Below are 19,625 nucleotides of genomic sequence, written 5' to 3'. Positions count from 1 at the left end.
CACGCCTCAGCCGACCGGCGCCAGAGCGGCGTCGTACTGCTCGACGGCCCAGGGCAGCACCACGCAGGACAGTAGGTACCAGTGGCTGTAGCGGTGGAGGTCCCATTCCTCGACGGGGAAGCGGAAGCCCTCGTGGATGTCCTGGTAGGCGCCCTCGAAGCGGCCGATCGCCTCACGCAGTCCGGCCTCGGTGTTCAGGTCCGGGCCGTCCCACTCGGGGAACAGCTCGTTCTCGACGTCCTCGGACAGGGAGGGGTGTTCCGCGATGTAGTCCACGACGGTGTTCCGGATGTGGGAGGCCGCGCGCTTGGCGTCGTACTCCTTGGCCTCGCTGCCGGAGCCGGGCACCAGCTTCCCCGCCCAGGACACCGGGTCGATCCGCTCCTGGTGCGGGGTGGGGCGGAAGTAGTCGAGCATGTCCTCGACGCGGGTCCAGCACCAGCAGCCCAGCCCGCCGCGCAGGACCAGTATCCCGGGCCAGGTGACGACCTCGCACCAGTCCCACGATGCCTTCGGGAACCGGAAGGACAAGTGCCGGTGGACACCGTCGTCCTTCACCACCGTCATCGTCGCGCCCTTGACGTCGGAGGCGAACCGCTCCTTCGCCGCGGCCAGCTGCCGCTCCATCTCGTCGTACGGATCGGTCACACTCATCCCGGCGCCCTTCCTCACGGCTTCCCGGCCCTCCCCCGCGTTGGGCCCTCTGGGGTACAACGACCCCGTGGCAACGTGGTGGCGGGGAAGCCCGGCACTCGTCGACCGGTCCGGCATGGCCACCACGTGTCGCAACGTCACAAAACTGATTAAAAGGACGAAGCTGGGGTGGTGATGACCACCTGCGGGGAGTGCGCCAGCCACAGCTGCCGCGAGTGCTTCCCCATCCCGCCCCCACAAGACACCTTGTGCGCGACGTGCGAGCGTATGAAGTGCGCCGACTGCGGGGTGTGCGCGTGCGCCTCCAGGTGCCCCAGCTGTGAGGGCCCCGTGAGCAAGGCGCACCACGTGCATGCAGGCTGGCCAGGCGGACCCTGTTGGTGCTCCTGCACGTGCTCGGTGCTGGTGATGGAGCGGGCCGTGGATATCGAGGCATGACAGCGCTGGAGAACGGCCCGTCGAGGGCCGTGGACCCGGCACCCGCCAAGCCTGCTGGTCGATGGCTGCGGATGCTCGCCGTGACCACCGACGTGGGCGGTCCCGGGGCGGTAGGTCTCGACACCATGGTCAGGCTGGAGAGCGTCGGCAGTGTCCAACTGTCCGACAGTACGGAGAGGGTGGCCACCGGTGTGGACCAGGACGTCATCGGTGGCGCGTCCGGCATGACGACGGCCGCGAAGTTCTGCGCTCCGTGGATGGCTTCCGTATCGAGCTGGACGGACACGGCGGCGCTCGCGTGTTCACGCCAGTGGATGTGGAGATCCCTGTGGGCGGGTTCTTCTTCGTCCACGACCCCGAGGCCCGTTCTCACCAATGACCAGTTACGAGAGTTCTGAGAAAGCGCCCCAGGGCGATCGTGTTTCCGCAGGTCGCCGTTCGCAGAAGTACGATCGCCTCGGACGCCGAGCTGAAGACCCGGATCGCGGAGGTGAAGGAGCGCTTCGCCGCCGCCTGACACGGGGCCCGGGCCGGATAGCCGGGCCCCACTACGCCACGGTTGGTCACATCACGGCGACGGCCCACTTCAGGGTGAGGCCGACCGCCGTTGCGCCCGCCGCGCCTGCGGCGCCCAGCGCCGCCCGCCATACCAGCGCCTTCGCCCTGCGCCGCCACCGGCCGCCCTGCGGCGGGGCGACGGCCGCGCCGCAGGGTCGGCTCTTCGTGCTGGGGGCGGAGTCAGGATCGGTGGTCATGTTGTGCTCCTCGGATCGGGCATGCGGATTCGCATGCGAATTGGTGGGGATGCCGCCGAGCCCGATCACAGCGGGAGCGAAGGCGGCGACGGCACTGTGCGACAGGCGGTAGTTAGCGGCGCAACCACCGGCGGCGGATCACCTTGGGCCCATCCCCAGCCCCATGAAGAGACGTTGGCCTGGGGCTTTCCTTGCCTCCCGTACGGGGTCTCCAGAGAGCCGATCGCCGGGGCTGTGCGTTTCCGCTCTTCGTCCGCAGCCCCATACACCGTCATGGGCCTAGCCACGCAACCCCCACCGGCCAAGGCGGACGCGGGCCCGGTTGCGCGACAGCCCATTTCGCGGTGTAGGCCGATCGATTGGCGGCGCCCGGAGTCCATCGGCCCTGGTGGGCGGCTGACGGGCCGGTTACGTCGAGGCGACGGTGGCGTTGAGCACGGCGTGACGGATCTGGAGTACCGACCCCTCATCGCAGAGTTGGCGGCGGACCTTCCACTGCGCGAGGTCGCCGCGGACTTCCTCGCCGGTGCGGAACTGGGTGACCTTGCGCTCGACTACGGCACGGACGCGGATGCCCTGGAGGCCCTGCTGACCCAGGCGGAGTTCTTGCCGATCGGCGACGTGGCCCGCCGGTACTGGCGGCGCGAGCCGGTTGAGCACATCGCGGCGTCGTACAGGGTGAGCGGGCGGACGCTGTTTCGTTTGCTGGAGCGCTTCGGCATCGAGCGCAACGGCGGCACCCGCAAGCACTTGCCGCTTTCCTCGCAGGAGATCGCCCGCTCCTACACGCGCGAGCGGCGCCAGCTCCAGGAAATCGCTGCGGAGCTGGCCGTCAGCCCGCGCACCATCTCCCACCGGCTACGCGAAGCAGGTGTCCGAGTTCCGGTCGGACGCCGCCCGCTCGCCCTCCCGGAACAGGAGATCAGGCGCCGACGCGAAGCAGGCGAGACGATCGCCGCCCTGGCGCGCGACTTCGCAACCTCAGCGCCCACCATCCGTCGGCGGCTCCCCGGCGGCCGCGGGGCACCTGGCGCTCCCTGACCCCGGCCGGCGTAGCGGCTCAAACCGGCCCGGACTGTCTCCTCCGCACGCCAAAATGCCCCCAGGGCCGCCACCACGGCGGCTCTGCCCGTTCCGGAGAGGACCCGTACCCATGCCCGACTGGACCTCCACGACCCTCGTGTCCGTGGACGAGGACTACGACCTCGCCAACCACGGCCACAGCCGGTACGGCGCCTACATCGCCGACCGCCCCGCGAGGTTCCACCAGTACAAGGAGCCCGAGACCCCGCTCACCGCCGCCGAGTTCTCCGTGGCCGCCTGGGAAGTCGCCACGCCCCCGGTCCTCACCGGGTACGTCAACCTCCGCCCCGACCTGAACGCGGTCACCACCACCTTCAACGACAACGCCGACCTGCTGCTGAAGGTCTCGGTGCCGCTGCGGCACACCGACCTCCCCGCCGACCGTCGCCCCGGCTACCCCTGGCAGGACTGGACGAGCAAGTACAACTACGCGGACCGCGACGAAAAGTACCGGCACGCCTACGAGCCCGAGGTCGAAGCCGACCGCCCCGCCGTCCTCACCGTCTCGCACATCCTCATCCCCACCACCGGATGGGACCTGCCCACCCCGCAGCACACCAAAGGCCGCGCCCTGGTCGAGGAGGCCAAGCAGGTCGTCCACGAGATCGCCCGCCGGGTCAACCAGGACGCCGGGCCGATGGTCGCGCAGCTCCTCGGCGACCGGTGACCTCGGTGACCGGCACGAACGGGCTCGACGCCGTGGAGGCCAGGTGTAACGGCGGCACCGAACGGGGGTCCCGCGTTCCGGTGCGGGCCCATCGGCGGCCGCCGCTGATCGAAGCTGTGCCCTGTCTCGGGTCAGCGCCTGTTCAGCGCCTGGAAGGGTTCGGCCGCCTGGAGCAGTCGCGGCGGCAGGTAGGGGGAGGCGACGCGGATCGTCCAGCCCCTGCGGCGGGCGTGGCAGGTCAGCGCCAGGATGTCGAGGTTGATCGTCGCGTCCGAGTCGTCCGCGCGGTCGGCGACCTGGTAGTGGTCGCGGTGGGCTTCGAGGGCGTCGGCCAGGGCCAGGTTGAAGCTCTCCTCATCGCCCTCGACGAGCTGGGAGAACAGAACGGCGGGCGGCGGGAAGAATCCCCAGTCCCTGGCCCGCTCCGCTTCCTGCAAGGCCCGCTCTGTCGCCGGGAAGGGATCTTCACCCCTCAGGTAGTCGTGGAGGGCTTCGCGGTACGCGGTGAACGCGGAACCGTCCTTGCAGGCGTAGGCCGGACCGGTCAGCACCAGCGGGGCAAGGTCCTCACGTACGCCGGTGACCAGCGCGAAGTTCGTGGCGGTGTGCCAGTGGCCGGGGCTCATGTGCTCGCCGCGGGTGGCCGGGTAGGTGACCGTACGACCGTCGATGGTCACCTCGGCCTCCGTACCGGGCTCGGCAAGGGCTATGCGGAACAGGGCCGCCCCCAGCTGGGAGGCCAGGCGCAGATTCGCCATCTGGACATCCGTTACATCGGCGGAGAGAGAGGCACGTTCCTTGAAAAGGATCTCCTGGTCGCCCATCGCACGGGCAAGCCGCCGTACGGCGGGGCGCTGACCGTTCGTCTCGGTGAACGCCTTGCGGGTGTATTCCTCGAAGTGCGCCTCGCTCTCCGGATGCAGGGGCCGGGGCGCAATCGGCCGGTCGATGACCACCGTGCCGTCGGCCAGCGCGGCGACCGCGTCCGCACGACGGTCGCGGCCCAGGCCGCCGACGCGCGGACCGGGAGTCTCGAACCCGGTGACCAGGGCGCGCGGGAGGTAGTCGGTCTCGACCGCGGGCTCCCACCCCGGGCCCCGGTACGCGAGCGCGGCCAGGGCGATCGGCAGCAGCGGCAGGAGGCTGCTCGGCCCAGCAGCGGGCCCGCGCTGTTCGGCCAGGGGGAGAAGCAGGTCCATCAGGCCGGTGTCGAACGCCTCCCGGTCTCCTGCGGCCAGAGCACGCAGGGTCTGCAACGCCACGGCGTACGGCTGGCGGAACATGTCCTCGTCGGTCTCCTCCGCCCGGACCCGTATCCGGGCGAGCGCCGCGTCGATCGCGCCGAGTCTGGCTTCCGCGCTCGGCGGGTACTCCGCGCCGTCGTCGCCAATGTCTCCAAGGACTTGGGCCATGAAGCCGGTGGCCAGCTCACCGGCGCTGGTTCCCTCCACGGCCGCGCGGAACTTCTCCCGGGCGAAGTGGAAAGCCTCGCCATGCAGCGTGGCCTTATCCGACAAGACCGCGAGACAGAACGCGTCGACCCACTCGTGCGGGATGACCTGGTCCCCCGGGTCCTCCTCGCCGCCGGGGTCGTAGCTCATCCCGAAGTTGACGTATTCGAGCATGACGGAAAACGCATTGTGCGGGTGGTACGCCGCGTACGCGACGGCGCCGGCCGCGGCTTCGGTGGCGTCCTTCAGGACGGCCTTGGCCTCCGGGGTGTCGAGGTCGGGCGTCTGGACCGACAGCGCGCCCAGGTACTCGTGAAACTCCTCGGCGAGCAGCTGCCACTCGTAGGTGGCTATCGGGCCTGCTTTCGACATGGACCGGACCTGACCGCCGATCCGGTTCACGAAGTCGTCGCGTACCGCCGAGACCGCGTCCCTGCCCACCTGGTGACGCTCAATCTGCATGCCCCGCTCCTTGATCACTGGATTGGCTTGCAGCCTAGGCGTGGGGGCGGACACACTGCCGCGCACCGGTACAGAAGTCTGCCCAGGTAGCAGCGGAACGAGGGCGGCCCGTAGCCTTCGTTGCAGATCAGCCCGAGCAGGAATGCGGACGCCATGAGCAGTGAACAACCGATCAACCCGCGGTTCGCAGAGGACATTCAGTGGAGGGAGAAGTCTGGTCCGGCGCGGTACCGGAACTGGACCGAGCGGCCGGTGCGGTACTTCACCGTGGTCGACAAGGACGACGGGTCGGTCCTGGGATATGTGTGGGCCGGTGACGAGGACGACGCCGCCTTCTACGAACCGCGCGAGGCAGGTGGCTCCCGCGCGGTAAACCACGGCATGGTCTGGATCCAGAGGCTGCGCGAGGGGAAGGCCCGCGGCCTCCCCGCGGCGCAGCTCCTTGAAGAGCTGTACGGCGATTCAGGTCCGGCTGGCAATGGCCGTCCCCTCCCCGGCTCTCTCACCGGCGCCGCGAACGCCGCCGTGGTCAAGGCCCTCGCCCAGACGTCTTGAGAGGTGCGCTAGGTCTCCGGGGACATAGCGCCGCCCCCACCGGCGCAGGGCTCGGCGACGATCCGGATAGTCTCCAGTCCCCGGCCGGAAGGAGCCCACTGATGTCCAAGAACACCGTCACCTGCACCCGGTGCGCAGCCAGTGCGCTGGTTCCGGACAACAGGGATCACTCCGGGCTGTGGGACAACGGATGGCGCTGGATCGGCTCTCAGGACCTTTTCTCCTGCCCGGACTGCCCGCCCGTGATCGTGGTCGATGAGGACGGGATCCACCGTGGAGGACCAGGAGCAGGGCCGCGCTGATGTCGGCCGGGAGGTGTGGCCCCGGCCGAGGGGACGGTAGGTCAGTGGAGATGAGCCGAACCGAGGCGGTTGACCTCGTGCAGAGGATCATGGACGCGGACCATGCATCCGAAGAGCAGGTAGACCAGTGGCTTGACCTGCTCGACAGGGCGCTGGCATGTCCAACGGGGCACGTCAGCGCCTTGATTTTCTGGCCACCGCAGCGGGAGCTTTCGGCTGAGGAAGTGGTCGACCAAGCCCTGTCGCATCGGCCGATCGCTCTGTGAAGTCCTCTGGGTGCCGACCAGCTCGGTAACACGGCTTTCGCGCACCGGTACAGAAGGCCGCCCAAGCCCCCGTGGGCTTCTCCCCGAGCGCTACGAAGTGGTCGTGCCGATTCGGGGGGATCAGTTCGAGGACCGAGCCGAGTGCAGATATTGAGTCGAGGCATCGTCGTCATCGGTGATGAAGTCCGCCGACCAGGGCACGGGACAGGGCCCCGCGTGCTCGAACGATGGGCAGGCCGCATGTGCCAGCGCGTCCATAACGGCCTGTGGGTTCGGCTTCCGACTCACGACGGTAATACGGATCTCCCCGATCTCACGAGTGCCAGGATCTTCGCCGGGGTGCTCATCGCGCCATTGCTCCGGCAACTCGGCGTAGAGGTCGCTCACAGTGAGGTCAGGGTCGAGGGCCGCTGTCTCCTTCGCGGATGCGTAATAGACGTGACGTGCTGCGATGCCCTCCATTGAGGAGACGTTTTCGGCTCCCCGTTCAAGCAGGAGGTCCCGATCGTGAGGGGAGGCGAAGATCCCCAGATGCACTGCAAAGGTCTTGTCCTGGTCTGCCATGCCGAGATCTTCGCCCCTTTTCTCTTCGCTCAGTGGACGCGTACAGTCCGGCAGTGCTTGGCTCGGTGACCGGATCCGACCTTGGAGTTGGCATCTCGCTTGGCCGCCGTCACTGCCTTCGGCTTCGTATTGCCGCGGCCGTGCCCGGTCACGAAGCCGACGCCGTGGTTGTTGCTGATACGAACCTTGGTGCACTTCACTTCCGCATGGAAATTCCTGGCTGAGAGTGCTCCGGCCGTTTCCGTCCCGCTCAGCGCGATGGGGACGGCCATCGCCAGCCCCGCGAACAGAACACCCAAGCGACGCATCATCGTGAACCACCCTAATCGATGTATCGAGACCATTTCCCTGGGCAGAAACCGTATGGTTCGCGGCATCTCTCAGGTGTCGCTATGCGTGAGTTCACCTGCACGGGTGAATGTCAAAGTTCAGCTCTGTTCTCGCACAGCTGTGTCTCGCGCGAGATTCAAGTGCCACCCGATATCGGCGCACACGGAACTGCCCGTCTCGACCTGTGCCTGATCGCACCCCGGGCCGAGGTCGAGGGGCACTGGGGCTTGGTCGAGCGTGCAGCCTTTTGCATCACCCCCGTCCGGGGCCCAGTGCTCGGATAATGTGCCGTATCCGAGGCGATAAACCGGACATGACGGCAAGTCAGCGAACCGGACCGCCGACCCGGAAGGAATCGAACGTCTGTGTCATCGACTCCGGAACCGCCCCGGCGGTACGTCGTGGACCTCACCGCCGCCGACGGTGAGGCCGTCTTCGCGTTCCTCGCGCCGCGACTGCGCGCTCAGATGGACGAGCACTACGGCACCGAGACCTACAAGATGGGCTTCGCGCTGGATGCCATCATCCGCAGTGCGGAGCACACCGTCGGCCGTCAGTCCCAGGCGCTGGCTGCGGACAGCTTCCACGACGGCCGCGAGCGGCTGCGCTGCCTCTACGCTCTCCAGGATGCCTGGAACACGCTGTGGCGGGCCGTCTTCCCGTGGCGGGAAGAGGAGGGGTACGACCACGCCCGGTGGGTGTACGTCGAGTACCACGACGCCGAGGACGCCGCACGCTACGACGTGATGAAGGCGGAGCTGCGTGCCGAAGCGGCGGCCGCCGAGCAGGCCCCGGAGGCCAGCCAGTGAACGCCCTGGACACGCCGACGGCGCAGACAACTCCCGTGTGCCCGGGGCAGCTTGAGCTGTTCCGTCCGCCCGGCCCGCGTGTCGTCATCTCCTACGGTCATCGGCGGCTGCGCTTCGCCGAAGCCACCCGGATGGGCGAATTCGTGGACCCGGAAACCCTGCTGTCAGCCTATGGCTGACACGGCCATGCTGTCAGCCATAGGCTGACAGGATGACGGAGAAGGAAGTACCGCAGCTCGCGGAGCAGGACCCGCCGCACCCTTATACCGAGGTGGCATTGGCCCGTCTCATGCTCTCCGATGCCTACCGGGATGCCGCCGATTCCGCCCTCGCCGGGATCACCACCTCCTACGACAGTTCCGGCATGGCCGGCGGGGGCAGCTACATCGAGGAGGCCGCCAGCCTGGTCCGCCGCGCCGAGGAGGTTCTGCGGCGGGCAGTGGTCTACGAGCGCGGGCGCGGTACCAGCTGGGAGGAGGTCGGCGAAGCCCTGGGCATGACCAGGCAGTCCGCGCACAAGAAGTTCTTCGAGCACGTAGACGGCTGGTGCGCGCCCTTCAAAGAGCCCGAGCGTCTCCACTCCGACGGCACCCCCGACGACGAGCGGATCCCGTACGGCGTCCGCTACACCCCGGACCCCATCAACGCCGAGCACACCGCCCGGGAGCTGGACACCTGGCTGCGCGAGCGCACCATCGCGACCGACGGCTGGGCGGGTGAGGAGCACCCGGTCAGTGGCGGTCTGCCCCGGCACTCCACCACCTCCATGCTGATGCTGGCCGACGATATCTCCGGTCGTCTGCTCAATGAGCAGGTGGTGCCCGACCCGCAGGCGCAGGCCGCTGTCTGCGACCGGCGGGTGACGCTGTACGAGCGGCTGATCCGCGAGGGCGACGCCCTGCCCGAGACCCACCAGTGGATCAAGGAGGACCGCGCCCGGGCCGCTGCCCTGCGCGCGGTCCCCCACCGCGGCGTTCCCTGGGAGAGCATGGGCACCCCCAGCAGCTGGCTCTCCGGGGCATGGGAGCGCACCGTCGCCCGTCTCCCCGAGGTCCGGCTGCTGGACCACGTTCAGCCGCTGGCCTGGGTCGCCGGGACGGTCCTGCTGGAGGCCGACACCCCGGAGACTTGCCGCGCCCTCGACGCGGACTTCACCCTCCGGCAGCGACTGGTCGCGATGCTGAGCGAGGAGACCAGCCCCGCCGACGACCTCTCCGTCTCCGCGGTGGCCGTAACGGAGAAGGGGCTGACGGGCCGATGAGCACTCGCAGCACCCAGGCCCGGCGCCTGGCCCAGCACCTCATCCAGACCACCGGGGTCACCGTCGAGCTGACCTACGACACCAGCACCCGGTGGTGCCTGACGTGGACCGACGGTCCGACCCGCGACCAGATGCGCGAGCACCTGACCGACGCCCTCGCCGGACCCCACTACCCCGACATGCGCGACCGCCAGATCTCCACCAGCCGCAGCAACTCCCCCCGCGCCTGGGCGGCCCGCGCCATCCACGCCCGCCGGGACGGCGTCCTCGCCCGGACGATGACCGAAGGCGCCGCCTGGCGGCGGGCAAACCTCCCTCAACGGCAGATGGGCGGCAACCCCGCCGATCTGACCCCCGAAGACCACGCGATCCTCGCCCACATCGACAGCATCCTCGACGCCACGCCCAGCCCCGACCGCGCCGTCGCCCCCGAGGACGAACCCGCCATCGCCCAACTCCTGGCCGCGGGCGCAGGCGGCCCCGGCGGCACGAGCGAGTACACCATGGTCCGAGTCCTGCGCGCCGAGCTGACCGCGCCCCGGCCGACGGCGGACGGCCCGGACCTCCGCGCCGTGCCCGCCCCCGCGCCGCGCGAGGAGCAGCCCGCGGCCGCGCAGCACAGCCCCGAGGGCCCCCTGAAAGCCGAGGCGGTAGACGGCCTCGCCCGGCACGCCGAGACCGTCCTACTCCCGGCCATGCGGACGCTTCCCCCCCCCGACGCCCCGAGCCATTGGCTACCGCCGCGTGGCAGATGAGCATCGCCTACAGCCGGATCGCCGAACTCCTGGGGGACCTTGAACCTGCGCGGCGCGCCGAACTGGCCCAGGATCTGGCCGAACGGTGCCGCATGGCCCAGCACGAGGCACACACCTACTGGGCCTCCCAGCAGACCCCGCTCGACCTCGCCGCGCGTACCGACGAGCACCTGTTAGATCTGCTCGACGTCCAGGGGATCGTCAGCCAGGCCACGGTCAGCCTCACGCTGCCCATCGGCCGGTCCATCACCGTGCAGTTGCGCCGCGCAGCCGGCCATCCCGGACGCGGCTGGAGCACCGTGGAGACGGACAGCCCGCTGCTGAGCACCGGCGTGGACGGCACCGACCACCTCGACCTCGAAGGCGCGCTCACCACCATCGCCGACGTGCTCACCCGGCACCTCAGCGAGGCGGCCTTCGAACGAGACTGAGCACCGCAGACCCCGCCGCAGAGACGCGTAGGGCCCGGCCGGAAAGCATCCGACCGGGCCCTACGCGTCCCGCAGCGCGGGGGTAGCCCTTATGGGCTGATGAGGCAAAGCCCGCCAAGCCGATCAAGGCAAGGCACGAACCTTGCGATCCCTTCAGGGATGATGATGATGCAACACGCACCGTGCCAGCATGCTGTTGCGAACCCACCAGGGATGATGCTGCGCCAGGCCCGGGGGGCCGGCACGTGCATCACGTTAGCAGCCCGGGCGCCACAGAGGGGTAAATCGTGGTTTCTCCTGACCAGGTCGAGTAGTACCGTTGCATCACTCGCCCCGTTGCCTCCGGATTCCACATGGAGCCGGGGCACTTCATCAGCCCTTCAGGGATGGCCTGGCGGACCGCGCCGGGCCCCACCAACTGAGGGGACTCCTCATGCCCGATTTCTCCAGCCTCAGCCGTCAGGACCAACGGGAGACACGGGAAGCCGCGGACCATCTGGCCAGCCTCGGCATCTTGGTCAGCGTGTCCCAGGTGGCCAAAGCCGAGAAGGACATCCAAGCCTGGCGCGGCGGACGCCTTTCCAGCGTGCGTCTGTGCGCACGGCACGGATGGGACCTCAGCCGCTTGCACCCAGAGTGCGACGAACACGATAAATTCGGGCGCGTCGTCTACCTGTCCGACGCCGCCTTCACCGACGCCGTCACGACCGCTCGCCAGCGCACCGAGGCGGGCGAGCCCACGTTCCTCGGGTACGCAGTACGCTCCGGCGGCGTGAAGCACCTGCCCGTCGTCACCGTCGCGCGCCGCTCACGGACAGCGGTCGAGCAGCTGCTCACCGGCAAGGGGTTTGAGTTCGAGGACCTGCCCGGTCTCCGCATGGCGGAAATCCCGGTCAACCGGCCGCACCACCCGGACCGCGGGATCCCCTGCGCCCTGTGCGACGTGTACGGAGCGCAGCGCCTGCGCCGTGACGAGCGTGGACGCCCTGCCCTGGTGTGTGACGACTGTGCCGACATCGACATGAGCACCCGCATGTGGCCCATGCACCTCGGTTAACGGGCTCCGGAGGGCCACGGCCGCTCCCCGCAGAAGAGGTACGGGTGACGGTAACGGCCGCTGGGCTCGTCGTCACAGCGCGAGAGCGTACCGGTAGACCGCTCGCAGGGCGGCGCGGAGAGCGCCGTCCGTGATGGTCTGCAGGGCGGTCTCGTGGTCATTGAAGACGGTGCGGAGTTGGGCGCGCTGCCGGTCGAGGTAGGCGGTGAGGAAGGTCTGGGTCTCGCCGTTGGTGGTGGGCAGTACGGAGGCGACGTAGAGCGTGACGAGGGAGAACGACCAGCAGGCGTGGATGAATCCGTACGCCGGCCGGTGGGTCTTCTTCCATGGGGAGTAGAAGGTGCGGGTGTTGTCGAGCGCGCAGCCGGTGACGGTGAGCGCATCGTTGAGCCAGTTGTGTCCGGCCTCGTGGACGAGGTCCCGGGCGACCATGGCGGGATTCTCGGGGACGTAGTCGAGGAAGACGGTGCCGGGCAGGCGGCTGATGGTCCAGCTGCGCAGGGGGCTGCCGAGGGGTTTCCCGGTGAGCAGGCACACGATCGAGGCGTGTGTGTCGACCAGGTCGCCGAAGCCGTGGTCGGCGGCGAGAGTGGCCGACTGCGCGGTGAGCTCGCCCAGGTGTTCCGGGGCGGGCTGGGTGGTGGGGCCGAGGACGTAGTACGGGGTGTCGGCGATGTCCGAGGTGAGCAGGTCCTTTTCGTCGGGCGCGAGGGTGAGCGGTCCGGTGGCTGGGGTGAGTTCGGCGGCTCTGGCGTCGGGGTGGTCGGTGTACCAGGTGAAGGTGTCGGAGTCGTCGGTGTGGGCGGCGTGCTCGGCGCCTTCCAGAACGTGGTGGGCGAGTGCGTAGGCGGCCGGGGTGCGGGCGGGAGGTGTGAGGGCGTGTCCGGCGCCGCGGGTGAGGGCCTGGTGGATGCGGTCGGTCTTGGTCCGGTGGAGGTCGTCGATCGCGTGCATCCGGAGGATGGTGGTGAGGTCCATGGCGGTCTCCTTGGCGGGGTGGTGGGGCCAGGGCTCGTGTGAGCCCTGGCCCCGGTGGTGTGGAGTGCGCCAGATCAGGGGACGACGGGGGTCTCGGGCGTCCAGTCGTCGGAGCCCTCGCGGGAGGAGTGCGCGGTGATGCGGACGGTGCCGTCGTCGGTGAGTTCCGCGACGGAGGCGAGGAAGTCCGTGGCCCAGGTCTCGTTCATCGGCGGTTCCTTCTCTCTTTGTGTGTGGTTGCCGGGGAGGGGCGGGGGATTGTTGCGGATCCCGGGGGTGCTCGCCCCCGCGGTGTCGTGGTCACGCGGTGACCGGCAGGGCCGTGGGGGGAATGTCGGCCGGGAGCGGGCAGGCGCAGTCGGCTCCGCTGGTGGGGTTGTCGGCCTCCAGAGCCGCGAGGAGGAGCGCGGTGGCGTCGTCGAGGGCATCGAAGTACGCGGCGCCGGCCGTGTTGGAGGTGGGGAGCAGGCGGAGGTCGAGTACCGGGTAGGTGTGGCCGGTGGTCTGGCAGGTCAGGTTGTTGCGGGCGAGGAGGAGTTGGACGGCGTCCGGCATGGCGGCCGCGCATCGGGTGGCAGCCCGGCACAGGGCGGTGGCGGTGGCGGCGTACTCGGCTCGGGTGCGGGGGAGGATGCCCACTTCTCTGGTCTGGTCGTTGCGGGCGCTGTCGTCGTACTGGTGGCCTGCGCAGCTGTCGTAGGTGACCAGCTGCCAGCCGCTGGTGAGGTGGTCGACGAGCGGTTTGATGCCGGGCTCGATCGCGGAGGTCCACTGCGGGTGGGCGGGGTCGAGGTCGTCGGCCGGGTGGGTGCCTGGAAGGCCGACGGTGTTGATGTTGCCGAACTCGCTGGTGCGCAGCTCGGCCGCCGGGCGGGGAGCGGTCGGGTTGTCCCAGGTGGTCAGGAAATTGTCGACGTCGCGCATCCGGTTGACGGGGGTGGGACGCCAGCGGGTGGTTCGGCACCACGCGCCGCCGGGGTAGTCGGGGGCGGCCAGCAGTGCGGCGGTGCCGTCGATGAGCCGCATCCGGTGCTCGCAGTACGCAGCGTGCTGGTCGGCGTGGTTCATGCGCCAGCGGGTGGCGATGCAGCCGCCGCCGCAGGTGGCGCGGTAGTCGCAGGTCGTGCACGCGCGCATGAGGCTCTTGCCCTGGTTCAGGAGGTTGGAGCCGCGCTGGGCTGCGGTGATTTCGGCCTGGCTGGTAGTGGGCTGGAGGCGGGTGAGCTGGGCCTGGGGCCATGGCAGTTCGTCGCAGCTGCCCAGGCGGCCGTCGGGGTAGAGGGTGAAAATGTGGTCGCACTTCATGTCGGAGAAGTGGCAGAAAGAGGCGTTCAGTCCCCGCAGGCGGCGGATGGTGGGCACGGCAGGGGAGAGCTTCAGGCGGCGGAAGTGGCCGCTGGCGATCCAGTGCTGGGTGAGGCCGAGGACGAAGTCGGTGTACTGGGCGGGGGTGATAGCCCACTGTGGGCCGGGGCCGTTCAGGGCGGTCTGCTGGAGGACGCGGCTGGCTGGGCGGCGTCGGCCGGTGTGCGTGGTGGGCCGGGTGATCGTGGTGTCGAAGCACGGCACGAAGCTGACAGAGGTGACGGCCTCGAACGCGGCCAGGTGGTCCAGCACCTGGGCCGGGCGGCCCAGGACGGCGGGGGTGACGGTGGTGATAATCCCGCACCTGCGGCCGCGCTCGGCCAGGAGTTCCAGGGCTTTGACCACCAGCGGGTAGGTGGGCTGGCCGTCGTACCCGAGGCGCCACCGGTTGCCCTCGGGGTCACCGTCGAGGGAGATCCCGAGTTCCAGGCCCGGGTACAGGGCGTCGAACAGGTCGAGCCATTCGGCGTCGAGCTGGACGCCGTTGGTCTGCAATGACAGGCGCTTGACCTGCGGCAGTCCTGCGAGGGTGCGCAGCAGGTGGGCGATGTGGTCCTTGCCCGCGGTGAGCGGTTCACCGCCGTGGAGTTCGATGGCGAGCGGCCGGTCCCCGAAGATCTTCGGCAGGAGCTGGACCTGCTCGGCGCTGACCCGGGCGCCGCCGGGGGATTCCTTGCGTTTCTCGTAGCAGTGCAGGCAGTCGATGTCGCAGGTCTCTCCGCGGACCTTGAGGATCACCGAGACCGCGTCGTCCTCGGACCGGTCCAGCGACCGGTACAGGTGGCCGATCTCCTCGTTCAGGCTGGCAGGTTGCACAGGTGCCTCCCAGGAAGGCGAGCGGGGCCCCGGTCAGGGGCTAAGGGCGTGGTGCCAGGCGGCCAGCTGGCCGGGAGTGAGGCGGATGGTCGCGTCGGCGAACTTCAACCGCCATCCGTCGCTGTAGCGCTGGGGCAGCCAGCCGACGTCCAGCCAGTCCTGCGGCACCGCCCCCTCCGGTTCGGCGTCCTCGGGCCACACGGTCCACAGCGCGGTCAGCAGCCGGAGGCGGGCTTGACGGGCGGTGTGCAGGCCCGGCCCCGCGGGCGGCCAAGTGCCGTCGGCGAGGACGGGAGTCCACTTGTCGCCGAGCAGCGGGTGGCCGGCGGCGACGTTCTCGGCCTGCTGGACGGCGAGGTGCAGCTGCGCGGCCACCAGGTCCCGGGCGCCGTCCAGCCCGGCCCGGGACAGGCCGTCCAGGTCCTCGACCAGGCCGATCGCGTGCTGCACCCGGTCGGCCAGCGCCCACCTGCGGTAGACGCCCCGCTCGGCCGCGGTGAGGACGGGCTGCTGCCCGTCGTGCAGGGCTCGGGCGGTGCGAAGAGCGGTCAGGGCCGACAGGCGGCGCCGGACGGTGCGGAACAGATCGACGTCGTCGCCGCGGAGGTGGAACCGCTCAAGCAGACCGCGGAGTTCATCGACCTCCTCGGTGGCCTGCGCCTCCAAGTCGACCCGGACTCCGTCGATGATGCGGGACTGCAATACCGGCACCGGGCGATCGGTGAACAGCACCCGCAGATCGACGTCGCTGGCGGCGTGGGCGAGCCCGCACGCCACCGGCCCGACCAGCCACACCGGCGCGCCCGGATACTCCTCGGCCAGCTGATTCGCCACCGTGCGGGCCACGCGGACCCTGTGCTCCACCCACCGGTTCACGCCGCCCCCTTCCCGTGCAGGACCGTGCGGGCGGTGGCGGTCACCCAGGCGTTCAGGCGCGTGCGGACGTCCGCGCGCTGCGCCCCCAGGTGCGGGGTGACCAGCAGGTTCAGCGGCTCGTCGCCGGGCGTGAACAGGTGCGTGTCCCCGGCCTCGACCGGGTCGAGGGCGAGCCCGGACAGACGGCCGTCGGCCAGCGCCTTCAGACAGCCGGTGGTGTCGATGGTGGCCAGACGGCCGGCGAGGATGAGCAGGGGCCGCCGTCCGGCTGCCGCGTGCAGGAAGTCGCCGCCGAACAGGCGGGTGGTCTCCGCGGTGGCGGGCAGCGCGACGATGTGGGCGTCCGCCCAGCCGGGCAGCTCGCTCGCGGGCATCTGGGGCAGCCCGGTGATGCTCGGCCGGGCGGCAAAGGCCATGTCCGCGGCCAGGGGGCGGATGGCCGCGGCCGCGGCGCGCCCGACCGGTCCGGCGCCCCAGACGGCCACGTTCATCGACGCCACCGGCACCCCCATGCAGGCCGCCTTGAGGTGGTCGCCCCGGGCCACACCGTGCGCGCCGAGCGGGAGGCGGCGGGCCAGGGCCAGCAGCGCCACCAGGCACCATTCGGCGACCGCCGGAGCCGATGCCTCGGGGCAGCGGTGCAGGCCGATGCCCCGCGCGGCCAGGAGGGCGGTGTCGATGCTGTCCAGCCCGGACCCGGCCCGGATGACGTGACGCAAGCGCGGCAGGGCGGCCAGCTGCTCGGCGCCGAGGCTGACGCCGGAGCGCAGGACGATCAGCTCCGCGCGCCGGGCCGGGCCGACGAGGTCACGAAAGCGGGTGAACTCGTAGACGTCGTGCGTGCTGAGCTGGCGGACCAGCATGTTCGGGTCGGCCGCTCCCCGGGCGACGAGGATCGTCGGCGGCCTCACCGGGCCCGCCTCGGCTGGGCGCGGTCCACGAGCACGTCGCGGGGGTCCGCGAGCCGGTCGCGGATCGAGGGGGCGACCTGGGGGATCAGGGTCTTCGTGGTGAGCTGGTCCAGCGGCACCCACTCGAAGCCGATCTGGATGGGGTCGCGCGGGTCGGAGAACCGGGGCTCGGTGCGGCCGTCGGTGATCTCGGCGAGGAAGTTGTGCTGCGTCTTGTGCTGATCCCCCAGGTCCTTGCCGAACTGGCCGGGCACGTACTCCACGACGAACATCTCCCGCACGGTGCGCACGGTCAGTCCGGTCTCCTGGCGGACCTTGCGGACGACGGCGTCACGCAGCGGCTCGCCCGCGATGGCCTTGCCGCCGGGCAGGTTGTAGTGGAAGCAGCCGCCGTCGGCGCTGTCGTCGTAGGACAGGAGCAGAATCCGGTCCTCGTGGATGATCGCGGCCTTCACCGACACGCTGATGCTGGGCAGGGCGCTCAAGGGTGTGCCTCCGTGACGTGGTCGTCGGGGCGGAAGGGGGGTGTCACAGGCTGGCGCGGGCGTCGGGGTCGGCGACGCGCATCAGGTCCTGGACGTCGGCCAGCTCATGGGCCGGGAAGACGCCCGCGGTGCGGAAGCCGTCGGCGGCTTTCTGCATGGCCGCCAGGGCCGCACGGGAGAGCTGGTTGGCGTAGATCGCCAGGCAGAACCCGGCCTGCCCGAGGCGCCGCCGGTCCAGGTGCGGGAACGCGGTGGGCACGCTCACCAGCGGGACACCGGTCCAGCGGCGGCCGGTCTCCAGGGCCTGGTGGCCGGTGGTGTCCTTGCTGTGGATCAGCACGGCGTCCGCCCCCGCCGCCTCGTACAGCCCGGCCCGGGCCAGCGCGTCGTCCATGCTGGCGCCGCAGATCAGCGCCTCGGTCCGGGCGATCAGCAGCAGGTCCGGGGCGGCGGAGCGCAGCTCCTTGATCTGCTCGCCCACCACCGCGGCGTCGGCCAGACCCTGGGCGCGGTGCTCGGAGAAGGAGTTGCACTTGGGGTAGCGGCTGTCCTCCAGGCAGACGGCGGCCGCACCGGCCGCCCGGAGGTCGAACCCGTACCGTGCGGCCGACGGCCCGGTGCCTCCGGCGTTGTCCACGTCCACGATCACCGGCAGCGCGGCCACGCGCCGCAGCGCGGTGACGACGTCGGCCAGGTCCCGGGAGCCGAGCACGTTCGCATCCGGGAGCCCGAAGGCGGCCGACACCTCCAGCCCCGAGACCCACAGCGCGTCAAACCCCGCCCCGGCGGCAACGCGGGCGGCCATGGCGTTCACCGCCCCGACCGCCTGCACCGGGACCCCGCAGCGGGCGGCGCCGTCGAGAGCGGCCCGCAGGCGGCCGGCCGCGGATATCCCGGCGCTCACCGGCCACTCCTCGCCAGACCAGGGGTCAGGCCCCGTTCCAGCAGCGCGGACCAGGCTTGCGCGAGCACCCCGGCCCGGGGCTGGGAGGCGTCGATGCCAGCCGTCGGGCCGATCTTCGGGAAGGCGGCCGGGCTGCCGGTGACCGCCTGGTACGTGACGCGCACCGCGCTCTGCACGTGGTCCACGTCCCAGTCCTCCCGGACCGCGTCCCCCATGCTCCGGGCGGCCGCGCGCTCCATGGAGGTACTGGCGGCCGCGTCCAGAACGAGCGTCAGATCCGGCACCAGATCGATCACGCTGGCCAGCTCGGCGTAAGTCTCCGCCGGATCCTGGCCGTGCTTGACCTGGAAGAACGCCAGCTCCGACAGCAGCCACCGGTCCGCGATCACCGGCCGCAGCGGCAGCGACGGCGCAATCAGACGCTCAACGGTAGCCCGCTTGTCGGCCCGCAGCGCCGCGAGGTAGCGGCCGCGGTTGCCCTCGGCGGGCCGGTACTTGCCCTCCACCAGGTCCGCAACCACCTCGGGGGCGAGGTGGTTGGTGGTGAGCACCGACAGCGGCGTCACCCCGTACAGGCTGTCGAACAGCCGGAACAGGCCCTTGCGCAGCGTGGTCTTGCCGCTGCCGTCCAGGCCCTCGATCACGACGAACGGAAACATGTCCATCCCTACTCCACCTGCCCCGCTCCGGTACCCGACTCGTACTTGGTGAACTGGCCGCGCCACGGCACCGAGGTCGTCACCAGGTCGGTCAGCCGCATCCCGCCGATCTCGCCGAGCAGTTTCGGCAGCGACGGCTCCAGCACCACCGCCGCGGTCACGGCCCGGCAGTAGGCCATGCGCAGCACCTGGTCGTCCTCACCCCTGGTGTGCAGCGCGGCGCGCAGGACCCGCGTCGCCGTACCGAGGGCGACGGCCCGGGCGGCGCTCTGGAGCATCGGCAGGGAGGCGGTGCGGCCGCTCTCGTGGTGGAGGACGGCGAACACGCCGATCCACCAGGCGCTGGCCCGGGCCGCGCCGTGCACAGCGGCTTCCGTGCCGCCGTCCAGGCCCCCCGTCAGGTCCCTGGCCACCTCGTCCACCGTGGTCGTCAGCGGCCCGGCAGCGACGGGGTCGTGCCCGAGCCGCTGGGGCACCGCGATCCACGGATCCAGGCCGGCGGCGCCGATCACCGGGGCGTCGGACGGCACGACGAGGGCCGGGCGGGACACCAGGTCGACGGGGTCCAACTCGCTGGGCAGCCCGAGTTGTCCGGCCGGGCGGCCAGCGGCCTCCCGCCACTCGTCCAGGTGCAGGTGCACCCGCTGCACATGCAGCCCGTCGGCGAGCACCTGCCAGCTGTCCCGAACGGACGCCGGACGAAGCGCTCCAGGCGGGCTGACGGTAGGGGTGGATCCATCCACGCCGTACTCCTTGAGTGGTCAGGACGAAGCGATTCATCGTAGCGATGC

The 19,625-nt window shown here is 70.4% G+C and carries 25 protein-coding genes; 11 read left to right on the top strand and 14 right to left on the bottom strand.

Annotated elements, in window-relative coordinates:
- Positions 1-6: 6 nt before the first annotated feature.
- Positions 7-654 carry a hypothetical protein gene (locus ACZ59A_RS41480; protein WP_470970163.1) on the bottom strand — a complete coding sequence of 216 codons (648 nt, stop codon included), beginning with the start codon at positions 652-654 and terminating at the stop codon, positions 7-9.
- A gap of 434 nt (positions 655-1,088) precedes the next feature.
- Between ACZ59A_RS41480 and ACZ59A_RS41475 the strand changes: the two genes are divergently transcribed.
- The gene (locus ACZ59A_RS41475; RefSeq protein ID WP_470970160.1) at positions 1,089-1,490 is read left to right on the top strand and encodes a hypothetical protein; all 402 of its coding nucleotides are present in this window, start codon (positions 1,089-1,091) and stop codon (positions 1,488-1,490) included.
- 165 nt (positions 1,491-1,655) lie between these two features.
- Here ACZ59A_RS41475 and ACZ59A_RS41470 read toward each other — a convergent pair whose 3' ends face one another.
- Positions 1,656-1,847, bottom strand: a complete 192-nt coding sequence (locus ACZ59A_RS41470) for a hypothetical protein (protein ID WP_470970158.1) — start codon at positions 1,845-1,847, stop codon at positions 1,656-1,658.
- Positions 1,848-2,288: 441 nt separating this feature from the next.
- Here ACZ59A_RS41470 and ACZ59A_RS41465 point away from each other — a divergent pair, with 441 nt between their 5' ends.
- Both ACZ59A_RS41465 and ACZ59A_RS41460 read left to right on the top strand, forming a co-directional pair.
- On the top strand, positions 2,289-2,888 hold the full coding sequence (locus tag ACZ59A_RS41465) for a hypothetical protein (protein ID WP_470970156.1): 600 nt from the start codon (positions 2,289-2,291) through the stop codon (positions 2,886-2,888).
- Positions 2,889-3,000: 112 nt separating this feature from the next.
- Positions 3,001-3,597 (top strand): hypothetical protein, encoded by a 597-nt coding sequence (locus ACZ59A_RS41460; RefSeq protein ID WP_470970153.1) that lies wholly within the window; start codon positions 3,001-3,003, stop codon positions 3,595-3,597.
- 131 nt (positions 3,598-3,728) lie between these two features.
- Here ACZ59A_RS41460 and ACZ59A_RS41455 read toward each other — a convergent pair whose 3' ends face one another.
- The gene (locus tag ACZ59A_RS41455; protein WP_470970151.1) at positions 3,729-5,510 is read right to left on the bottom strand and encodes an immunity 49 family protein; all 1,782 of its coding nucleotides are present in this window, start codon (positions 5,508-5,510) and stop codon (positions 3,729-3,731) included.
- A 153-nt stretch (positions 5,511-5,663) separates the two neighbouring features.
- Here ACZ59A_RS41455 and ACZ59A_RS41450 point away from each other — a divergent pair, with 153 nt between their 5' ends.
- Positions 5,664-6,065: a hypothetical protein gene (locus ACZ59A_RS41450; protein WP_470970149.1), complete on the top strand. Its 402-nt coding sequence runs from the start codon at positions 5,664-5,666 to the stop codon at positions 6,063-6,065.
- Between the two features lie 352 nt (positions 6,066-6,417).
- On the top strand, positions 6,418-6,633 hold the full coding sequence (locus ACZ59A_RS41445) for an e9imm peptide (RefSeq protein ID WP_470970146.1): 216 nt from the start codon (positions 6,418-6,420) through the stop codon (positions 6,631-6,633).
- 120 nt (positions 6,634-6,753) lie between these two features.
- On the opposite strand, the gene ACZ59A_RS41440 is transcribed toward ACZ59A_RS41445, so the two are convergent.
- Positions 6,754-7,197, bottom strand: a complete 444-nt coding sequence (locus ACZ59A_RS41440) for a hypothetical protein (protein ID WP_470970144.1) — start codon at positions 7,195-7,197, stop codon at positions 6,754-6,756.
- Between the two features lie 29 nt (positions 7,198-7,226).
- A complete protein-coding gene (locus ACZ59A_RS41435; RefSeq protein ID WP_470970142.1) occupies positions 7,227-7,496 on the bottom strand; it encodes a hypothetical protein in 270 nt (89 codons plus the stop codon).
- A 396-nt stretch (positions 7,497-7,892) separates the two neighbouring features.
- On the opposite strand from ACZ59A_RS41435, the gene ACZ59A_RS41430 reads away from it, so the two are divergent.
- The 6 genes from ACZ59A_RS41430 to ACZ59A_RS41405 all read left to right on the top strand — a co-directional run bounded on the left by ACZ59A_RS41430 (position 7,893) and on the right by ACZ59A_RS41405 (position 11,840).
- Complete coding sequence (locus tag ACZ59A_RS41430; protein WP_470970139.1) at positions 7,893-8,336, top strand: hypothetical protein; 444 nt, start codon at positions 7,893-7,895, stop codon at positions 8,334-8,336.
- Positions 8,333-8,515, top strand: coding sequence for a hypothetical protein (locus tag ACZ59A_RS41425; RefSeq protein WP_470970137.1), 183 nt, complete (start codon positions 8,333-8,335; stop codon positions 8,513-8,515). Before ACZ59A_RS41430 ends, ACZ59A_RS41425 begins: the two co-directional genes overlap by 4 nt.
- 32 nt (positions 8,516-8,547) lie before the next feature.
- On the top strand, positions 8,548-9,597 hold the full coding sequence (locus tag ACZ59A_RS41420; RefSeq protein WP_470970134.1) for a hypothetical protein: 1,050 nt from the start codon (positions 8,548-8,550) through the stop codon (positions 9,595-9,597).
- Positions 9,594-10,352 (top strand): hypothetical protein, encoded by a 759-nt coding sequence (locus tag ACZ59A_RS41415; RefSeq protein WP_470970132.1) that lies wholly within the window; start codon positions 9,594-9,596, stop codon positions 10,350-10,352. Before ACZ59A_RS41420 ends, ACZ59A_RS41415 begins: the two co-directional genes overlap by 4 nt.
- Entirely contained in the window at positions 10,349-10,783 is a 435-nt protein-coding gene (locus ACZ59A_RS41410; RefSeq protein ID WP_470970130.1) for a hypothetical protein, read from the top strand. Before ACZ59A_RS41415 ends, ACZ59A_RS41410 begins: the two co-directional genes overlap by 4 nt.
- Positions 10,784-11,216: 433 nt before the next feature.
- Positions 11,217-11,840, top strand: a complete 624-nt coding sequence (locus tag ACZ59A_RS41405; protein WP_470970127.1) for a hypothetical protein — start codon at positions 11,217-11,219, stop codon at positions 11,838-11,840.
- Positions 11,841-11,912: 72 nt separating this feature from the next.
- On the opposite strand, the gene ACZ59A_RS41400 is transcribed toward ACZ59A_RS41405, so the two are convergent.
- The 9 genes from ACZ59A_RS41400 to ACZ59A_RS41360 form a co-directional block, all read right to left on the bottom strand.
- Positions 11,913-12,818, bottom strand: coding sequence for an aKG-HExxH-type peptide beta-hydroxylase (locus tag ACZ59A_RS41400; protein WP_470970124.1), 906 nt, complete (start codon positions 12,816-12,818; stop codon positions 11,913-11,915).
- A gap of 74 nt (positions 12,819-12,892) precedes the next feature.
- Positions 12,893-13,027 (bottom strand): hypothetical protein, encoded by a 135-nt coding sequence (locus ACZ59A_RS41395; RefSeq protein WP_470970122.1) that lies wholly within the window; start codon positions 13,025-13,027, stop codon positions 12,893-12,895.
- 91 nt (positions 13,028-13,118) lie between these two features.
- A complete protein-coding gene (locus ACZ59A_RS41390) occupies positions 13,119-14,999 on the bottom strand; it encodes a radical SAM protein (protein ID WP_470970119.1) in 1,881 nt (626 codons plus the stop codon).
- Positions 15,000-15,032: 33 nt separating this feature from the next.
- Positions 15,033-15,875: a nucleotidyltransferase domain-containing protein gene (locus ACZ59A_RS41385; RefSeq protein ID WP_470970117.1), complete on the bottom strand. Its 843-nt coding sequence runs from the start codon at positions 15,873-15,875 to the stop codon at positions 15,033-15,035.
- Entirely contained in the window at positions 15,872-16,786 is a 915-nt protein-coding gene (locus ACZ59A_RS41380) for an NAD(P)-dependent oxidoreductase (protein ID WP_470970114.1), read from the bottom strand. Before ACZ59A_RS41380 ends, ACZ59A_RS41385 begins: the two co-directional genes overlap by 4 nt.
- On the bottom strand, positions 16,783-17,271 hold the full coding sequence (locus tag ACZ59A_RS41375; RefSeq protein ID WP_470970112.1) for an NUDIX domain-containing protein: 489 nt from the start codon (positions 17,269-17,271) through the stop codon (positions 16,783-16,785). Before ACZ59A_RS41375 ends, ACZ59A_RS41380 begins: the two co-directional genes overlap by 4 nt.
- Positions 17,272-17,314: 43 nt before the next feature.
- Positions 17,315-18,175, bottom strand: coding sequence for an isocitrate lyase/phosphoenolpyruvate mutase family protein (locus tag ACZ59A_RS41370; RefSeq protein WP_470970109.1), 861 nt, complete (start codon positions 18,173-18,175; stop codon positions 17,315-17,317).
- Positions 18,172-18,840 (bottom strand): dTMP kinase, encoded by a 669-nt coding sequence (locus ACZ59A_RS41365; protein WP_470970107.1) that lies wholly within the window; start codon positions 18,838-18,840, stop codon positions 18,172-18,174. The genes ACZ59A_RS41370 and ACZ59A_RS41365 overlap by 4 nt, the downstream gene beginning before the upstream one ends.
- 2 nt (positions 18,841-18,842) lie before the next feature.
- Positions 18,843-19,577, bottom strand: a complete 735-nt coding sequence (locus ACZ59A_RS41360) for a hypothetical protein (RefSeq protein ID WP_470970105.1) — start codon at positions 19,575-19,577, stop codon at positions 18,843-18,845.
- Positions 19,578-19,625 lie beyond the last annotated feature (48 nt).

The sequence above is a fragment of the Streptomyces sp. NPDC040405 genome, from assembly GCF_055595765.1.
The sequence above is the reverse complement of the archived record's forward strand: the minus strand, read 5'-3'. Positions and strand labels throughout refer to the sequence as shown.